Source organism: Actinoplanes aureus (genome assembly GCF_015704865.1).
Classification (GTDB): domain Bacteria; phylum Actinomycetota; class Actinomycetes; order Mycobacteriales; family Micromonosporaceae; genus Actinoplanes; species Actinoplanes aureus.
Genome location: NZ_JADQTO010000024.1, coordinates 70057 through 87802 on the forward strand (window position 1 = coordinate 70057; position 17746 = coordinate 87802).

At 73.0% G+C, this 17746-nt stretch carries 11 protein-coding genes; 4 read left to right on the plus strand and 7 right to left on the minus strand.

Going from position 1 to position 17746, the window contains the following annotated elements; all coding sequences use genetic code 11:
* Positions 1 to 64 precede the first annotated feature (64 nt).
* The 4 genes from I4J89_RS36790 to I4J89_RS36805 are packed head-to-tail and all read left to right on the plus strand — an operon-like array spanning position 65 to position 6686.
* Positions 65 to 820 carry a tetratricopeptide repeat protein gene (locus I4J89_RS36790; RefSeq protein WP_196418792.1) on the plus strand — a complete coding sequence of 252 codons (756 nt, stop codon included), beginning with the start codon at positions 65 to 67 and terminating at the stop codon, positions 818 to 820.
* Positions 821 to 841: 21 nt separating this feature from the next.
* Positions 842 to 4042 (plus strand): CHAT domain-containing protein, encoded by a 3201-nt coding sequence (locus tag I4J89_RS36795; protein WP_196418793.1) that lies wholly within the window; start codon positions 842 to 844, stop codon positions 4040 to 4042.
* On the plus strand, positions 4032 to 4751 hold the full coding sequence (locus I4J89_RS36800) for a hypothetical protein (protein ID WP_196418794.1): 720 nt from the start codon (positions 4032 to 4034) through the stop codon (positions 4749 to 4751). The genes I4J89_RS36795 and I4J89_RS36800 overlap by 11 nt, the downstream gene beginning before the upstream one ends.
* Positions 4752 to 4754: 3 nt before the next feature.
* On the plus strand, positions 4755 to 6686 hold the full coding sequence (locus tag I4J89_RS36805; RefSeq protein WP_196418795.1) for a WD40 repeat domain-containing protein: 1932 nt from the start codon (positions 4755 to 4757) through the stop codon (positions 6684 to 6686).
* 137 nt (positions 6687 to 6823) lie between these two features.
* Here I4J89_RS36805 and I4J89_RS36810 read toward each other — a convergent pair whose 3' ends face one another.
* From I4J89_RS36810 to I4J89_RS36840, 7 genes are all read right to left on the minus strand, one after another.
* The gene (locus I4J89_RS36810; RefSeq protein WP_196418796.1) at positions 6824 to 7831 is read right to left on the minus strand and encodes a thiopeptide-type bacteriocin biosynthesis protein; all 1008 of its coding nucleotides are present in this window, start codon (positions 7829 to 7831) and stop codon (positions 6824 to 6826) included.
* Positions 7797 to 10337, minus strand: a complete 2541-nt coding sequence (locus I4J89_RS36815; protein WP_196418797.1) for a SagB family peptide dehydrogenase — start codon at positions 10335 to 10337, stop codon at positions 7797 to 7799. The genes I4J89_RS36810 and I4J89_RS36815 overlap by 35 nt, the downstream gene beginning before the upstream one ends.
* A 21-nt stretch (positions 10338 to 10358) precedes the next feature.
* Entirely contained in the window at positions 10359 to 12182 is a 1824-nt protein-coding gene (locus I4J89_RS36820) for a TOMM precursor leader peptide-binding protein (protein ID WP_196418798.1), read from the minus strand.
* A complete protein-coding gene (locus tag I4J89_RS36825; RefSeq protein WP_196418799.1) occupies positions 12179 to 13771 on the minus strand; it encodes a hypothetical protein in 1593 nt (530 codons plus the stop codon). Before I4J89_RS36825 ends, I4J89_RS36820 begins: the two co-directional genes overlap by 4 nt.
* A complete protein-coding gene (locus I4J89_RS36830) occupies positions 13771 to 14871 on the minus strand; it encodes a lantibiotic dehydratase C-terminal domain-containing protein (protein WP_196418800.1) in 1101 nt (366 codons plus the stop codon). Before I4J89_RS36830 ends, I4J89_RS36825 begins: the two co-directional genes overlap by 1 nt.
* Complete coding sequence (locus I4J89_RS36835) at positions 14868 to 17480, minus strand: lantibiotic dehydratase (RefSeq protein ID WP_196418801.1); 2613 nt, start codon at positions 17478 to 17480, stop codon at positions 14868 to 14870. The genes I4J89_RS36830 and I4J89_RS36835 overlap by 4 nt, the downstream gene beginning before the upstream one ends.
* A gap of 78 nt (positions 17481 to 17558) precedes the next feature.
* Complete coding sequence (locus I4J89_RS36840) at positions 17559 to 17729, minus strand: thiazolylpeptide-type bacteriocin (RefSeq protein ID WP_196418802.1); 171 nt, start codon at positions 17727 to 17729, stop codon at positions 17559 to 17561.
* Between the last annotated feature and the right edge of the window lie 17 nt (positions 17730 to 17746).

Genomic DNA, 17746 nt, shown 5'->3' on the forward strand with positions numbered 1-17746 from the left:
GCTGACGCGGTGGGACGATCGGCGGCATGCAGCCGATCCGCGCCCCCGGGCCGGGGTGTTCGCCGTGACCAGCCAGTTGGCCACCCAGCAAGAGCTGGTGGAGTTCTACCGCGAGGCCGCCCGATCGGATCCCGCGCAGCAGCTGAACCTGGGGGACGCGCTGCAGGACCTGGCGGACATGCTGGCCGACCTCGGCCGCACCGGCGACGCGCTGGAGGTCGTCCGCGAGGCCATCGCCGTCAGGCGCGTCGCGATCGGACCCGACCGCCCCGAGACGATACGGCTGGTGGGCTCGCTTCATCAGGGCGTTCATTTCGCTGCCGAAACCGGCCACGCGTCCGAGTCGGACGCCTACTTCGACGAAGCAACCGGCCTCCTCTGCCGCCTTACCACGCTGCCGGCGCTCGAGGTCATGCCTCACGTCGCCGGCTCATGGGTCCAGCAAGCCGGCGGTTTGATGTCCCTCGGCCGGCTGCGCGCGGCGGAGAGCTTCGGTCGGGCCGCCGTCGCGGCCGGTGAGCGAATACCACCGACGGCCCCGATAGCACAGCGTGCCGCAGCCCTCGGACCCGCCCTCAACGGGCTGGCCTCGGTGCTGTACGCCCAGGAGAGGGCGGGCGAGGCGCTAGATCTGCTTCAGGAGGCCGAGAAACTGTGCCGGGAACTGGTCGCCGTCGACCGTACCGAGGGTTTGAAGGGCCTGACGGCCGTCCTGCGTAACGAGGGCGTCATCTTCATGGAATGCGGCCGGTTGGAGGACGCGTACCGCTGCGCACAGGAGCTGGAACGCCTCTCGGGAACCGGTACGGCTCCGTCGTAGGTTCGGCACTTTGGAGTCTCGATGCGCTATCGCGATCCGTTCGGGCTGATGCGATTCCGGATCCCGTTCGGCTACTTGCCGATTGACGCCGCGTCGTTCATCGGGCACGCGGAACTGGAAAGCTGGACCTGCCCAGGCCGGCGCGCCGTCCTCGCGCTTCAACCCCGGCAGGCGCCCGACACCGCCTCGGCCCGGGAATGGCTCAGCGCCGTGGCGGAAAACCTGCCTCCCCCATGGCGGGACTCAGTCGGCAACTTCACCTTGCGGCGCGATGACAAATCCGCCTGGACAACGTCGTGGACGGCCATCGACGACGTGGAACAGCTCGCTGTCGTCCGGGGCGGGGATCTCGACATGGTCGTCACGCTGTCCGGCGGCACGCAGAGCCTACGGGCGTCGGCCGCCGATCTACGCGAAATCCTGTCGACCGTCCAGGTGCCCTACCCGGCTGCCCCAGATGGCTGGGTGCACGGCGCGCTTCATGCCACCCCTGCCCAGGCAGCTCGTCACCGGTTCCAAGAGGTGTATTGCTCGGGACACGTGCAGGGTTACGAGCTGCTCCGTCTGATCCTCGCCTGTGAGGCGGAGGCAACCGGACCCACCGAGCTCCGGCTGGCCCGCGACGCCGCGGAACGGGGCCTCGACCCTCGATCTTCGATCACCTTGACACCTTCCGAGGCGACGTTCATCGGCCGGATCCGAGACCGCGTCGATGCCGCGCTGACCGAGGCCCTGCGCCCGTACCGGCTGCCGGCCGACGGCCTCGACGCACATACGCAGGGCCTCTTACAGCTGGCCGCGACGCTGCTCGCGGGGCTCGCCGACGCATTCGAGAAGAGTCCGGCCGAGGGCCTCGACAACGGGGAGTCGGCCGTCCAGCTCGTGCTCATGGCAGCGACGGGCCTGCCCGGTCTCGTTGCCGACCTGGCCGTGCGGTACCGGGACGTCTACGCGGTCCGTCCGGAGCCGACGGTCTCGGCTGACGCGCGCAGGGGCAGTCTCCTGCTCGACATGCTCGCCCGCCTCAGCCACAGCCTTGCCCGATACGAGGGTGCCGCCGGCCGTGACGACCGGCGCCGGCAGACGTCGCGGCTGAATCTGGCCTCCCTGGACCTGCTCGACCAGGTTGCCAACGCCGAGATTGTCATCGCGGATATGCCGCTTCCGCACCTTCGCGCGGCGGAGTATCTGCTGGCGGCAAGCGACGCCCTGCCTTCGCTGCACAGCGCGTCGGCGCTGTTCGACAAGGGAGCCCGCCTGTATTCCGCGCTCGGCTCCGATGAGCGGGTGGAAGAGCTCATGGTGCAGGTGAAGGAGCTATTGACAGTCGTACGCGACGTGACGTCCGGGCCGGTTCGACGGGTTGTGCTCCCTGCAGCCGGACTTCGCCGACATCCGGCTCAGCCGGGCGAACTGCCGGACCGGCTCGCCCGGCTGGGCCGGGCCGAACTCGTCGAGATCGAGGCCGAAGAGGTGCAGCGTAGCGGTGGAGCGACCGAGGCGCTGGAGCTCCTGGGCCGGCACGCAAGCGACGCCGCCGCGTGCGGGGTGATCCATCCGATGGTGATGAGATTCCTGCACCTTGCTGCTGGCGCCGCTGTTGCCGCCACGCGACAGGAACGGCTGAACGCCGCGGTGGCGGAGCAGATCGCCGACGGCGCCATCCGAGTCGCGGACGCACTCCGGCTGCGCAACAGGGTCGGCGAGGATCGCCTCCAGCATGCCGATTCGCTGCTGATCGAAGAGGTCTACCTCCGCGGCGCCGGATTCGCGCTGGATCACGACGATGTACCGGGCGCGATCAGCCTGGCGGACCGGGCCAAGGGGCGCGGCACGCTGGAACAGCTGGCCCTCGACGACAGCTCGGCCGACTTCGGCATCGACCTCGTCGACGACCAGGATTGGCCCGATCCCCCGCTGGAGCGGCTGCGGTATCTGACAACCAGGGTCGGAGCTGCGATCGCGGTCGACAGCATGCTGCACCCGGCCACCGAGCCGATCGATGGCGACGGTGTGAGAGCCATGACGATGACCACCTTCGACAACGTCCTGGTGGTGCAGCCGATCGGCGGCAGAGTCGCGTTGATGGTGCTGACGAACGGCTTCGACAGCTCGGTCGTGGAATCACCCGTGCGAGCCGCCGAACTGTCGCGCCTCTGCTATGCCGCCCAACGACAGATGCACATTCACGGCACCCTGCGCGGGGCCGCCGGAGCGAGGCCCGAGCCGACTGACGATCTTGACGGAGCACTCCGCGAGCTTCGGCGTGCCCTCATCACGCCGGTCGAGCACTTGCTGCAACCGGGATTCCAGTTGACTGTCGTGCCGTACCGGGAGCTCACCCTCATCCCGTGGGGTCTGCTTCCGGACGCCGACGGCCGACCGCTGTCCGACGACTTCGCGATCGCCCTCGCGCCGTCGGTGTCGATCCTCGCGGCGCTGCGCGAACGATCACATCTGTTCTCCGGCGGGACACTGCGGGCCTACGTGGCCGCAGACCCCGATCTGAAACCCCGGGATCGCGCCCGTGGCCTCGTCGCGCTGCCACAGGCTCGGCTCGAGGCGAACACGGTGAGCCGATGGGTGAAACAGGTGACAGGGATGGTGGACGTGATCACCCGGGTTGGCGGGGATGCGACGGACCGCTCGTTCCGCACCGAGACGGCCGGCGCATCGCTGCTTCATCTGGCGACGCACGCCGTGCTGAGAGAACCGGCCGTCGACTCGGTCCTGTACTTCACGCCTGCCGCGGGCTCCGCGGGCACGGTGACACCTGCCGACATCGAGCAGCTGCGGCTCGACGACACGATCGTCTTCCTGGCCGCATGCGACACCGGCCAGGGCCGGGTCACGTCCGACGGGATCCTCGGCCTCGGCGACGCCTTCCTGCGGGCGGGTGCTCAGGCGGTCGTGCTCAGTCTGACCAAGGTGTCCGATGCAGCGACCGGGTTGCTCGCCGACGCCTTCTACCGCGCGCTGACCACCCGGGAAGCAAGCGTTGCGCAGGCCTTGCAGGCCGCGAGTGCCGCCACACGCGATCAAGTCCTCGGTCCGGGCTTGATTGAGGACGGCGTACGACTTCCGCCGGACCCCGCCCTGTGGGGCTCCTTTTTCGTCCTCGGCGACGGACACTGCAAGCTTCCGAACCATCCGATGCCGTTGACCTGGAGCCGTATCGGCCAAGCGCGGCGGCCGCGAGACAGGAGCTCCGATGACCACTGATCACTGGCTCGTCGACGACATCCGGCCGCCGGACTCCGAAGACCTGCTCGAGATCGAGCGCGCGGCCGGACACGACCAGTACGTGACCCGCGGCGGGCTGCGAGCTCCCCGAGTCGCACTCACCATCCACGACGTGACCATCCACGACTGCCGCAAGCTCTTCGGCGGCGCCGACATCCGTCTCGATGTCCTGGTCGTCCAGGGCGGCTCGAGCGCCCGCGGAAGCATCTATCACCCCCGCACCTTCCGGTTCCACGATGTCCGCGACGGCGAACGACTGGCTATCGACGAGGGCGGCATGCTGGCCTACCTGGGCGAGCCGCGCTACTTCCTCGACGTCTTCCTGGCCGCCTCCCGTGACCGGGCCGACAGCAAGGATCTCGGAGACCTGCTCAGCGCCGCGGCCGGCGCGCCGCAGCTCGGCCAGGCGATCGACAGCATCACGGCACTGACGCTGGGTGCCACAGCCGGCCTGGTGGGGCCGGCATTGCACGCCGCGACGATGCTCGGAGACCTCGCCTTCAAGGTCGTTGCACAGGCGACGAGCAACAGCATCGGCCTGTACCGGGGTTCGTGGCTGCAGATCCGCGACGGATTCGGAATCGGCCGTCATCCGGAAGGACAGGACGCGTTCCGCGTCAAGGACATGTCCTTCTGGTACCAGATTCTGCTCGAGCAACCGGCCCAGGAACGCATCACCGCCGGGTAGCCGTTGTTCTCGCACGACGGCGAGGGCGTTCCGCGTACCGCTGGTCCTCGGCCGGAGGCCGGGTGTTTTGATCTATCAATGACCGAAGGGGACGGCATCATCGAATACGGCTCGGCCGCATTCCGGGCGGAGAACTGGTCGGTGCGATTCCTCGGCGCGGATGACGGGCGGACGCTCCTGGCGATCGACTCGGGGCGCGTCGATGCGATCGACTTGGGCACGGGTGTGGTGACGACAGGGCCTCAGGTCAAGGCAGTGACCACCCGCGGGGATGTCGTGGCCGTGGCGTACGAGGAAAGGCCGGACACGGTCGCGCTGCTGACGCTGCCGGAGCTGACGCCGCGGGAGGAGATCGACGCCGGTGGCCGGGTGTACCAGCTTGCGATGGGTGGCGGGACGATCGCGGCGCTTACCGCCGAACCGTACGCCTTGGCCCTGATCGTGGACGGCACCACGCAGCGGATCGACCTGCCCACCGAAGCGACGTGCCTTTCCGTTTCGCCTGATGGGACGCTCGTCGCGGTCGGCACGGACCAGGGCCGCGTGGGAAACGTGCTGGTCGTGGACGCGGCGACCGGAACGGTTCGGCACACCCTGACCGGGCCTCGCGCGCCGGTCACCGCGGTGGCTGTCTCCGCGGCACACGACGTGGTTGCGGCGGCGGCCGGGCCGCGCGTGCTCGGCTGGACGCCGAGCGCGAAGAAGCCGAAGGCAACGAGCCTGTGGGTGTCGCCGACGGGAAGCGCGTCGCTGGCCGGGATCACCCCGTCCGGTCGGCTGATCGCCTACGCCCGGGAGGCGGCGACCGTCGCGATCGATCCGGCGACTGGCACCGTCGGCTGGCAGACCGATTCGTACGGTCCGGCCCTGGTCCATGGCGACCGTGTCATATCCGCCCGATTCCACGACTGCCGTGAGCTCGACCCGACGACCGGGGCGGTGCGGCACACCTGGACGCACCGGGGATTCGCGAACTCGTTGTCCGCCGTCGGCGAGACGATCGTCGGAAGCGGCCTCGACTCCCGCCCGATGCTGTTCCGGCCCGGCGCGACCGGCATCCCCGAGTTGGGCGACGGTCATTCCCGGTCCGTCATCGCCGTTTCGTTCGACGGCGACCGGTTCGCCACGACCGGCCAGGACAACCGCGTCTGCGTCTGGGCGCGTGGCCGGCCGTCGCCGCTGTTCACGGCGATGGTCGACGTACCGGGATTCCGTCTCCACCATGGCGTCTCGCTCGACGGCGACACGCTGTTCGTCGGTGACGGCGAGCACCTGCTGCGGTTCACGCTCGATGATCCGACGCCGGCGGCCCGAAGCGAGCAGTTGGACGGCACGGTGGTGGGCGTAGCGTCGCTGGCCGACCGGGGCGAGGTGCTGGTCGCCTGCTCGAAGGGATACCGCAACGGCGTGCTCTACCGGCTCGACGCGCTGACGCTGGAGGTCCGTGCGCGGGCCAAGGCGCCGTACGTCATCGGGTCGATCGCGTACACGCCGGGTTCCGCGACGTTCGACCTGGGCTGGGCGACCGGATTCCAGACGTACGAGATCAAGGGATTCAAGGACATCGGAGGGTACGTCTATCCCGCTAGCCGCTCGCAGGTCTACCTCACCCCGGACCACGCGCTGGCAGTCTCCGTGGACGACCACGGAAAGACATCGGCGCTGCGTGTCCTCGACATCGCCGCGCGTGCACCGCTGCACGACGCGATCACCATCCCGGCCGTGATCGGCGAATCGTGCATGTCCTCCGGCGGTCTGCTGGCGACCGTGCACGCGGACGCGATCCACTTGTGGGACGTCCGTTCCGGCACGCTCGCCGGTCAGCTGCCGTTGCATACCTCCCCGGACCGGGGCTCCGTCCTGCGCTGGACGCCCGGCGACACGGCGATCCTGGTCGCCCATCCGTCGGGCGGCCTGCAAGAGGTGCCGTCGTGACGCGCGATCGGAATGACGAGGCACCGCGTGGGCAGATGAACGGCTCCGGCGTAGGTCAGGGTCACTCGTGCGGCGAAGCCTCACACTGTCGGCAGCCTGGCCGGGCGAGATCAGCTCCGCCCGCCGCACGGCCCGGCTCAGGATCCGGCCAGGGCCGCCCGCAACAGGTCGGCCAGGTACGCCTCCTCAAGCACTCCGACGCCGAGCCGATTGTTGGTCATGTGCAGGTAGGAGTGCAGTAGCCGCTCCGGCATCGCGCCGGCGGGCGTACCCGGTGGGGGCTCCAGCCTGTCGGCCGCCGTCAGCGACGCAACGCGCTGCCGGAGCAGCCGGCAGTGGGCCGGCCATCCGCCCGGCGCCGGCCGATCCCCTCCGGCGGCCCGCAGCGTCGCCTGGATCTGCTCCGCCCGGCGGCGCAGTGGGTCGGCGTGGGTCGAGTAAGCGGCCCGGGACATCCGGCGCAGGTCGGCGCCGGCCGGACCGTACGCGTTCGCCCAGAAGTCCCGGTACCGGCCCAGGAAGCGGGCGGCCCGGGCACCGTCGCCGAGGAACGTGAGACAGAGGATGAGCCCGAGCTGCGCGGACAGCCCCAACCGGGCACGGCGCTGCGGGCTGCGACCTGCGAGCAGCCGCAGGACGAGATCGCTGGACGCCTCGAAATGCCACTCGGCCAGCTCGATCCCGGCCGGCCCGCCGTAGCGCCGGTACTCCGGGACGTACTCCTCGCGCCGCACGGTGTTGTTGTGCCGCACCGGCATGTGGCCGTCCCTCCCGTACCGCCGGTCCCAGGACGCCTGGTCGTACTCGGCGAGGAACATCGAACGGTAGGTGGCGGGCCGCGGCCGGACCGGCGGGTCCGCGGACGGGTGCCGGGCCAGGTAGTCCGCCATCCGGGTCTCCGCCTCGGTTGCCAGGTCCCCGGCGGGAACGCCGGCCGCGGGCCGCAGGCGCAGCCGCACGTGTGGCCCCTCCAGCCAGTAGCGGATGAAGAAGTACCGGTCGATCAGCCGGCGTTCGCGCAGGGATCGGATCAGCGGTGCGACGCAGTCGACCAGGAGCCGGTCCTCGTCGGCGGCGTAGAAGGCGTGCAGGCTCAGCCAGTCCGTGCGTTCAGCGGAGGTGGTGGACGAAGTCGGCGCCGCCATCCCGCTCACCTCCGATCAGCAGGCAGAGCACCGTGCGTTCGCCGGTGCCGGGGAAACCGAGCACGTCGTCGACGGCCGGGTGGTCCAGATTGAGCACGGCGCCGCAGCCGATGCCGATCGCGGCCGCGGCGAGACAGCCGGCTTGCGCCACGGTGCCGACCTCGGCGTTGAGCAGCCGATATCCGCGCGGGCCGTAGGCGTCCAGCATGGCGTCGGGCCGGCCGGAAATGACCAGCACCGCCGCGGTCTCGCCCAGGTCGTAGTTGGTCAGGTCGGCGCCGATGGCGGCGAGCACGTCGGCCCAGGCCCGGCCGGAGCGGGCCGGATGCAGCGTCGCGGTCGGCGGCTCGTACCGGTAGCCGCCGGCGGGCAGGCCCGCGACGTGGTTGGCCAGCACCGACAGGCGGGTCCATCCGGTACGCACGCCGTCGGCCACCGTGTCGCCGCGGTACCCTCCGGTGCGGGTGATCAGCCGCAGGAGCGCGCCGAGCTGATCCATCCCGAGGGCCGTCCCGGCGAACTGCCCGAAGCTGGAACGCCGCCGGGGCAGGAGCTCGCCGACCGGCTGAGCGGACCACGGTCCGGCCGGCTCGGGCAGGGCGATTCCAGCACCTGCCGCCGTACCGATCATCGCTGGTGGTTCCACGCCCTGGTCGGATGGTGGCGCGACGCCGAGCATCGTGGCGCGGTGCACCTGGGCGGCCCACGCGAACCGCAGCACCGTCCGGGACCGTTCATAGGCCGGCGGCCGGATGGCGGGTGGCGTGTCCTGGGGCGCGAGTGGCGGTGGCGCGTGTTCCCACGGCAGGGGCACGACCGCCAGGACGCCCTCCTCGGCCGGGTCGACGCCCAGCACGGCCTCGATCATCCGGTCGTCGAACCACAGCAGCCGGCGTACCGGCAGGCCGAGCGCGGCGCCCAGTTGGCCGAGTGAGCCCAGCAGCGCGCCGGCGTCCAGTGTGGCGATGTGGTAGCCGAGGCTGGCGTACTTGAACGCGTTGCGCCAGAACCGGTGCGAGATCAGCAGGAAGTGGCCGGTGGCGGCGCTGCCGGGGTAGCGGAGGGCCGCGCGGATCCGAGCGGAGGGATCCGCCGCGGACAGCCGTTCCAGGCCGTGGTGCGCGGGGGCGTAATGGTAGACGCCGGGCCGGACCGGGCCGTCCCGCCCGGCCGCCCAGTAGATCTCCAGCGGGTAGAGACCACCGCCGCTGATCGCGCCGCGGCGCCAGTCCGCGGTCGGGTACTCGTCGAGCTCGTCCGAACGGATCGAGTCGATGCGCAGCCGCCGGGAGAGCAGACCATAGGACAGGCGCAGGAGCCAGCTCAGCGCCGGCAGCGTGTAGCGCCCGTCCTCGGCGCCGGGGCCGGTGCCGAACGGCCGCTGCCCGCTCGGAGAGTGCTCCGGCAGCGGCAGGAACGGGGCTTGCGGGTACGCCGTGTACGCGGCGGGGCGGTCCGTCCAGTCGGGACGGAAACCGGCGGGCTCCGGCCGGGTCCGGACCAGGCGGTGCATGGCGGCCGCGTACCCGGCGACCAGGGCGCGCGGCCCGCCGGCCGGCGCCGGTGGCAGGTCGGCGACGAGCCGGACCGTGGTGGCGGCCCGGGCGGTGAGCACCGGCGCCGTGTCGGCCGCTGCCCCGGTTCGGCACACCGGACACCCGTCGGCCGTACGGATCCGCAGCGTTTGCAGAGTGCGCAGCCGTTGCGCCACGGCCGGCCGTTCCGGATCCTCCGGCAGGACGCCGGTGAGCAGCCGGAACGCGTCGTAGGCGAGCGCGCCGCCGAGCATCCGGGCCACGGTGCGGGTCAGCGCCCCGGCCGGGTCCGCGGGCCGTGCCGGATCGAGGCCGAGCCGTACCACCGCGCACCACCAGCAGCCCTCCGGACCGGGACCGGTGACCGGACCCAGCACCGCCCAGCCGTCGATCACGGCCGCGGTCAGCAGCGGCGGCCCACCCGCCCGGGCCGCACGGGCCAACGCGGTGATCTCCGTGGGATCGGCCCGGTCGGCGCAGTACAGCACCGCGTCATGGCCGGATGGCCGCGCTTCCCGGGCCGGCCGGGACGCCACCACGTGGCCGGCACCGTTGGCCGCCAGGACCGTCAGCGCGGCCTGCCGGATGACCCCGTCCCCGGCCACCAGGATCCGGGCTCCGCGCCATGCCGGGAACGCCGGGGCGCCGCCGAGATGGGCCAGGTACTCGTGCTGGTCCCGGAAGAGGGCACCGTCCGGCGGGCCGGCGTCGATGACGGCGCCGCGATCGATCAGCGCGTGGATCAGGGCGGCGACCGTCGCCCGTCGCCCGTCGCGGACCCCGGCGCAGATGTCGTGCAGCGAACGCTCGCCGGTCAGATGCGGCCGTAACCGGCGCAGCAGCCGGTACGCGTCCGGTCCGGCCAGCCGGAGGGTGTCACCGCCGGTGCGGACCAGCACCGCGCCGGGCAGCCGGTGCAGCACCGTGTCCCGCCGCATCCGCGGCCGGATCGAGGCGTCGCCGGGTGTCATCACGGTCTCCCGTCGTGCGGGTCAGGGGAAGGGGTGCGGGTGCAACGGCAGGTCGGCGTATTCGCGTACCGGCGCTCGCCCCAGCCGGTGCGGCACCTCCAGCAGGCGTGGCAGGCCGATCGTGCGGTGATGCACATGGCCGAAGGTCATTGGCAGCGTGCCGGGCACGATCACCTTGACGGCGTGCAGACCGAGCCGGTCCCGCAGTCCCGGATCGGTCTGGTTCACCACGATCGTCTCCAGGCCGAGCGTGCCGAGGCCGTCCACCAGCGCGGTGAGCAGGGCGGTGAGGTCGGTGACGGGTGGCGGCTGCTCCGGCCACAGGTCGCGCCAATCCGCCGGGGCGGGACCGTCGAGCAGGAACGCGTACCGGGGCCGGGCCTCCGGCATGGTGTACAGCCGGACGTGATCCTCCAGGTCCCGGACGTCGGTGGGGTCGGCCAGCATGCGCAGCGTGCGGGCACGGTCGAGCACGGTGTCCCCGTGCCGCCGCGCCGCCCCGGCGAACAACCCGACCGCCGCCTCGATCGCTGCGGAGCGCACCGCGATCCGCGGGTCCGGGTGTGCGCCTGCGGCGAAGTAGGCGCTCGGCGCCACCGGGTCCGGCTCCCGCCGCAGCGCGAGCGAGGCCACCACCGGTACGCCCAGATCGTTGGTGGCGTCGAACAGCAGCAGGTCGTACCCGGCCTGGTCGAGATGGTCGCGGAGATGCCCGCTGAGATCGTCGCCGTCCGGGATCGCGACCCGGCGCAGTGCGGTGCCCGCATACCAGGCCATCAGGAAAGCGTCCCGTTCGACGACCTCGAACAACCCGTAGAGGATCGCCTCCTCGACGCTGTTGCCCAGGCCGCAGCCGTTCGAGCATTCGTAGAGGAAGTGCGGCGCGTCCGGGGTGGCCTCGACTCCGTAGTAGGCGACGTGCTCCGGAACCGCCACCGCCCGCTGCCGGGTCAACGACCATCCGTGCACCCAGCGGGTCCGCAGGTCCGGCCGGTACGGGGTCAGCCGTGACGCCGGATGCCCGGCGTACCGCGGATCCGGCAGTCCCAGGGTGGCCGGATCCACCGCCCGGTCCGCGCCGAGTTCGGCGAACGACGCCCGCAGTACGGTGCGGTGCCCGTGCGGCCGCATCCCGAGCCGCCGCTCGACGGCCTCGAACAGCGCCGTACGCCGAGCCTCCTCGACGGTCTCCCCCCGGCCGTAGCCGTGGTCGAGGGTTCCGCCGATCCCGATGAGCGCGGATGCCAGCGGAAGCGGGAGCCCGTCGGCGTGCCGCAGCCGGACGACCGGGCCGAGCGCTCCGTCGAGCAGCGCCGCGGCGAGCCGGTCCCCCGCGGTGGCCGGGTTGTCCTGCCGCCACTGTCCCGGTCCCGGCACCAGCCGCCGGGCCAGGCCGATCCGGGCCTGTGCGGGCCCGTCCGTGCTCATCCGCCCGCAGTCCGGGCAGTCCGGGAGGGTGACGTAGCGGTTCGCTGAGACGGTGCCGCCGGCCGCGTCGATGGTCCAGACGGTCCGCGTGGCCGTCTCCGGGTCGTCCGCCGCCGCTGCGGCCAGTGCGGCGACCATCGGCCGGAACGCCGGCGCGAGCGGCCCGCCGAACGCCGTGCCGGCCGGGTCGCCGGGCAGTGCCAGCTGCCGCAGCCGCGCCTGCTCGGCGCAGTTCACACAGCCCGCGGCGGCGCCGACCAGCGGGCCGACCAGGGTGAGTGCGCCGTCCTGACGTACCGGAAGGATCTCCCGCCGCTGCGCGACCGCTCCGCGGCCCAGTTCGGCGAGCGACTCCGCGGTCCAGTCGGCCAGCGCGACCACCTCGACCCCGCCGATCCTCTCCCCCGCCGTGATCATGGCGTCTCCTGGACGGCGAATCCGGTGGTGTGCAGCGCCGTCCAGAGGTCTCCGGCACGGATCCGGGCCGGTCGCGGCCACCGCGCGGGCCGGACGATCCGGCGCAGGCTGTCCTGCAGTTCCGGCTCGCCGATCCGGCCCGGCGACGCTCCGGCGTGTGTCTCCGCTCCGTCGCCGACACCGGCCAACCGTCCTTGACGAACGGCGACGGCCCGCTGCGCGGCCATCGCCATCGCGGTTCCCGCGCCGCCCTCCACCGCCCAGGCCAGCTCGCGGCCGTACACCTCGACCCGGGCCACGAAGACACCGCCTGCCAGCTGGGCCACGACTCCGTGAGCCTCCGCTCCGTAGCCGGCGGTGAGCGCCGACCACCAGCGCCGGGCAGTCGGATCGCCGCGCCAGCCGGGGTCCTCCACGCCGGCGGCGACCGCGGCCCGGCCGGCCACCCGGTACGCGACCCGGCGCAGCAGCACCCCGGCGGCGTGCCGGTCGTCGACGCCGACGGCCAGCCGTCCCGCGGCGTGCGGATCGAGCGCCCGCCCGGCACAGCGCAGTACGGCGTCGAGCCGGGCCGCGCCGGTCGTGGCGCCGGTGCCCAGCAAGGATCGGCCGCCGAGGTCGCAGACCGCCAGGGCGGCCGGGATCTGGGGCAGGTCCTCGTACCGTGCCGCGGGCAGAACCCCGAGGTCGCGGTCGCACAGGGCGTCCATCCGCCGCAGCGTCCGGTCGACGTCGCCGTCGTTCTCCGGGAAGCCGGCGTGCGGTGGCCCGTCCAGCAGCCAGGGCCGGAATCCGGCGGCGAGCGGTTCGGCCCGGGCGACCAGGACCGACGGCCAGCCGTCCACCTGCACGCCCGGGTCGGGCAGGCCGGCCACCGCGCGGAGCAGGCGCTCGGCGGCCATGCCGCCCAGCACCGCAGCCAGCGGCCCGGAGACCGATGTCGACGCGGGAACGGCACCGGCCAAGCGGCGGGCGATGCGGTCCCCGGTCGCGGCAGCGGTCGCCGGCGGCATCGGGTACGTGACGAAACCGGCCGCCCCGGCGACCACCGTCACCGGCCCGGCGGTAAGGGCGACCAGCCCCGGCCGGGACGCGGCCAGGCCCGGCCCGGACGACCGGGCCACGCCTGCTGCGGCAAGCGCCGAACGGGCGGCGCCGGCCACGGCCGGTCCGCTGTCCGCACCGGACACCCGTACGACGGCGCCCCTGAGCCGGCGCCAGGCGTCCGCCGGGTCGGCGGCGAGCTGTTCCAGCCAGTCCGCGACCGGACCGGACGGCGTGCCGTCGCCGGTCCGCCATCCGGCCGGCACCGCCACCGTCATGTCGTGCTGCGCCAGGGCGCGGAGCAGCCGCCGGACGGCGTCCGCGGGTGCGGGCCGCGCCGCGGCCGCGGCAAGCCGCTCGGGCGTCACACCGAGCCGTAACGCCGGTTCCAGCCGCTGCCACAGCAGCCAGAGACCGGGGCCCCCACTGACGGTGAAGGCAGCGGACCAGCCACGGACGTGGACACCGTCCGCAGTGGGTGACGCCCGCACCGAGGGACGCAGGCGCAGCACCGTACCGGCCGGGCGCGTGGGTCCAGCGGTCATCACGACGCCCCTGCCGGATCCACGACCGCTTCCCGCCAGCTACGGCCGGTGAGCCGCTGCGCGGCGGCACAGACCATGCTCGTGGCCAGGTAACGCTCGGTGGGGGTGACGTCGGCTACCGCCAGCAGCAGGTACAGCACGTTGTTGCAGAACCGTTCGATCTCGAACAGCCGCTGCTCGGCCGGCTCCCGCCGCCTTTCCCCGGCCAGCCGGTGGAACAGACTGTGACCGTCCCGGACGTACGCGGCCACCAACTCCGCGTCGCCGAACGCGTCGAACCGCCGTTGCCCGTCCTGCGGGCTCGCCGACCGCAGCACCCCGCGGTCGTACGCCCCCGCCGCGATCCGGCGTGCCGTGGTGCCCCACGCGTACCAGGCGGCGCTGAGCGGCTCAAGGCCGCCGGCCGCCGTGCTGCGCCGCACCAGGGCGGTGGTGGCGTCGCCGTGCCGTCGCCAGACGTCGTCGTGCACCGCCCGGATCCGCCCGGTCCGGTCGTGGTGGTGCAGGTGCAGCTCCAGATGCGACTGGTAGGACAGGTAATTGCCGCGCAGCCGCCACGGCCCGGCCGCGGCGTGCGCGGCCAACGCCACGATCACCGACCGGACCCGTGCCCCGTCGGTGTCGCCGCGCATCCCGGTCTCGGTCAGGGTCGCGGACAGTGCGGGGAGGCCCGCGCGCAGCAGTGCGGCGCGCACCGCCGCGGTACGGGGCCCACCGGGCACCCGTGCCACAGCGGCGGCGTCCGGCCCGCACACCAGCACCGAGTTGTCCGCCGCGAACGGCTCGTACGGCGCAGGGACGAGCTCTGCGCGCCCGGCGGCGGTCGACGCCGCCAGCAGTTCGGTGTGGGACAGGCGAACCCGGGACGGCCGGATGGCCAGGTAGCCGCGCACCGCGGCGGCGATGCCGGCGGCCGTGGGCCACACCGTGTCGTCCGGCCCGGCCAAGCGCATCCGGATGTGCGGCCCGTGCAGCCAACCCCGCTCCAGGTGCACGCCGACGCCCGGCGGCACCGCGTCCAGCGCGGGCAGGATCGCTTCGCGCAGCAGCGGCGCCTTCACCGGGTCGTGGTAGTGCACGACGACGTCCCGCCAGATCATCGGTGTGCCCCCTTCTGCCGGTACGTCTCGACGATGAGCTCCGTCGCGTGCCGGCCGAGCGGTCCCTCGCCCGGTACGGGCAGCGCCTCGGTGAGCCGCACCAGTCCGCTGTGTCCGCTGAGCAGCCGCGCCAGGCAGCGCAGGTGCAGGGCACTGCCCAGATCCACGAACTGCGGCTTCGGGTCGGTGAGGTAGGCGCGCACCGCCTCCGGGTCAGCGAACGCGAACGGCCGGCCGGACACGAACACGGACTCCGGGAGGCCGAGGCCGGCCGCCCAGCGCGCCGCCGCGGCGTACGGCACGTCGCCGCCGGCCCGCAGGTCGGCGACGAGCGCGGCGACGGCGGGTGGCGGCAGCGTCCAGCAGGCGCGGGACAGTACCAGCGAGCGGTACCGCAGCCGCCGGCTCCACTCGGTCGCGAACCCGGCCACCGACGCCGGACGGGCCGGCGCCAGGTGGCTCAGCTGTGCGCTGGCGCCACCCAGGTCGAGAGTCAGCGGCGCGACCCGGTCCGGCAGGATCGGCTGCATCAGGAATCCGAGGTAGAGCACGTCGAGCTGTTCGCCGGTGGCGGCGATCCGCAGCCGCACCACGTCGTCCCGCGGATCGTGCACGACCTCCAGATCGTCAAGGGCGAGTGTGGCCCACGCCGGATCCTCACCGATCTCGTCGCCGGTCAGGAGTGGGTGCAGGTTGGGGTTGAAGCCGGACAGCGGGCGGAACTGGGCGAGCCGTCCGCCGCGGAACACCGCCGCCAGCTGCGCCGCCACGGACGCGGGCGGCTCCGGCCCGAGCATGCCGAGGAAGCGGCTGGTGTACCGGCCCCACCCGTCGCCCACGGTGTTGACGCACCAGCCGGTGCGGGCGCCGTCGCGGAACGGCTGCACGAACCAGGAGTAGGAGGCGGGCCGCCGCATGAGCCAGTCCGGCAGCGCGGCGGCCGCCTCGTCGATCAGGTCGCCGGTCAGCTCCAGCTCGTCGCCGCGCTGCGGGCAGGCGTGGGCGGCTGCCGTGATCTGCCGGCGCAGGGCGGCCAGCTCGGCGACGTCCGCGGGGATGGTGTCCGTCCCGTCGAGGACGGTGCCGTCGGGCGTGATCGCGGCGGCCGCGGACCACAGTTGCGCGGCGTCGGTCATCAACTCCGGCAGCCGGCAGCGGCCGCCCGGTCCGGCCCGGTCCAGCAGCCGCCGGCGCAGCAGCGCCCGCGTGACGACGGCGTTGTCGAACAGTTCGGCCAGCGGCGCGACCCGGCTCAGGTCGGCGCGGCAGTCCGCACCGGCGCGCCGGCCCAGGCTGGACACACCTGGTAGCACGACGTCCTCGCGTACCACCGGCACGGACGGCATCGGCTGCCCGATCGCGGCGAACGCCCACTGCCATTCCGCGGTGAGCCGGCGCAGGACCGGCGGGCGCTCGGCGGCGCTCAGCCCGCTGAACCGGCGGGTGTCGGCGCCGACCCGGCGCAGCGTCCCGGCGAGTTCCGCGTCGCCGTGGCCGGCCAGCCAGCCGGCCAGGGCGGGAAGCGGGTCGGGGGTCTGCGGATCGATCGGCGGGATCGGCAGCAGCAGACGCTCGTCGGCGAGCCGCTCGACGTACCGGAGCGCGGCCGTGTCCGGGGCTCCGGCGGGCAGCCGGACGGCGAGAGCCGCGGCGAGTTGCTCGGCGGTACGCCCGGCCGGTCCGGCCCGCCGCAGTTCAGCGAGGACCACGTCGAGAGCCGGCGTATGCGGCAACCGCACTTGGTGCTGCGCGTACATGCTGTACAGCACCTCGCCGGCGGGCTCGTCGCGCTGAAACTCCACCTGGCCGGCGCCGGCCCTCAGCGCCGGCGCCGATCGGTACGCGGTGCCGCGCCGGTGTTGCGGCATGGCGAGCAGGCCGCGCAGCAGCGACGTGACCATGGCGTGGTTGGGGAGGCTGATCGCCGTGGGCTCGAGACGGTGCGGACCGGCGCCGCCGGGCTGCCACCGGCCCCACCCGACCGGGGTGAACCACGACCAGGGACTCGTCTTGGTGGTGGCGCGCAGCGCGTAACGCAGGATCTTCGGTTCGGCCTTGCGGCCGCGGGCGTCGGCTGTGCCGCCGTGCGCCGCGGCCCGCTCCAGGCCGGACAGCAGCGTGGGGCTGGACAGCGCGGCCGCCCGGCGTACCCACTCGTCGGCGCAGATCACGGCGGTGGCGGCCCGGTCGTCGGTGAGCGCGGGTCCGGCGGCGGCCGCCAGCGCGGCCCGCAGCCGGAGGCGCTCGTCCACGGTACGCAGCCACGCGTCCAGCAGCGGCATCCGCACGGGGAGGTCGCCGAGCGCGCGACGGACAGCCGCTGTGGGATCGCGCCGGTTGTGCACATCGCGGCGCAACGGCAGCACCACGGTCCGGTGGAAGTCTTCGGAGTGGTCCGGGCGGCTGGCGTACAGGTCGGCGGAGAGCGGCTCGGCCAGTGCGATCAGGTCGCGTTCGCAGGCCACCGCCGCCGCGAACAGCCGGCCGTACTGCCGCGCAGCCGGGCCGCGCCGGGGGTACGGCAGCACGGACAACCGGACCAGGGCGTACGGCGCGACCTCGACCGGGATCGTTCCCGGAACCAGGGCTGTGCCGGCGGAGAGGGTCATCGCTACCTCCTGCGCAACGGGACGGAGCGGTGGCCCGGTCCGGCGAGGACGGACCGGGCCACCTGGAGGAAAAGCCGATCAGGTCGGCTTGGAGCAGGAGCCGCTGCTGGTGAACGAGCCACTGCAGGAGGCGGCCGTCTCCGGCAGCGCCACCGTGTCCCGCAGCGACGTCACGTCGATCTCGTCCAGTTCCAGGTCGTCGAGCTCGATCAGGTCGAGCTCGACCACGTCGAGCTTGGTGTCCTTCATGATGTGGACCTTCCTGT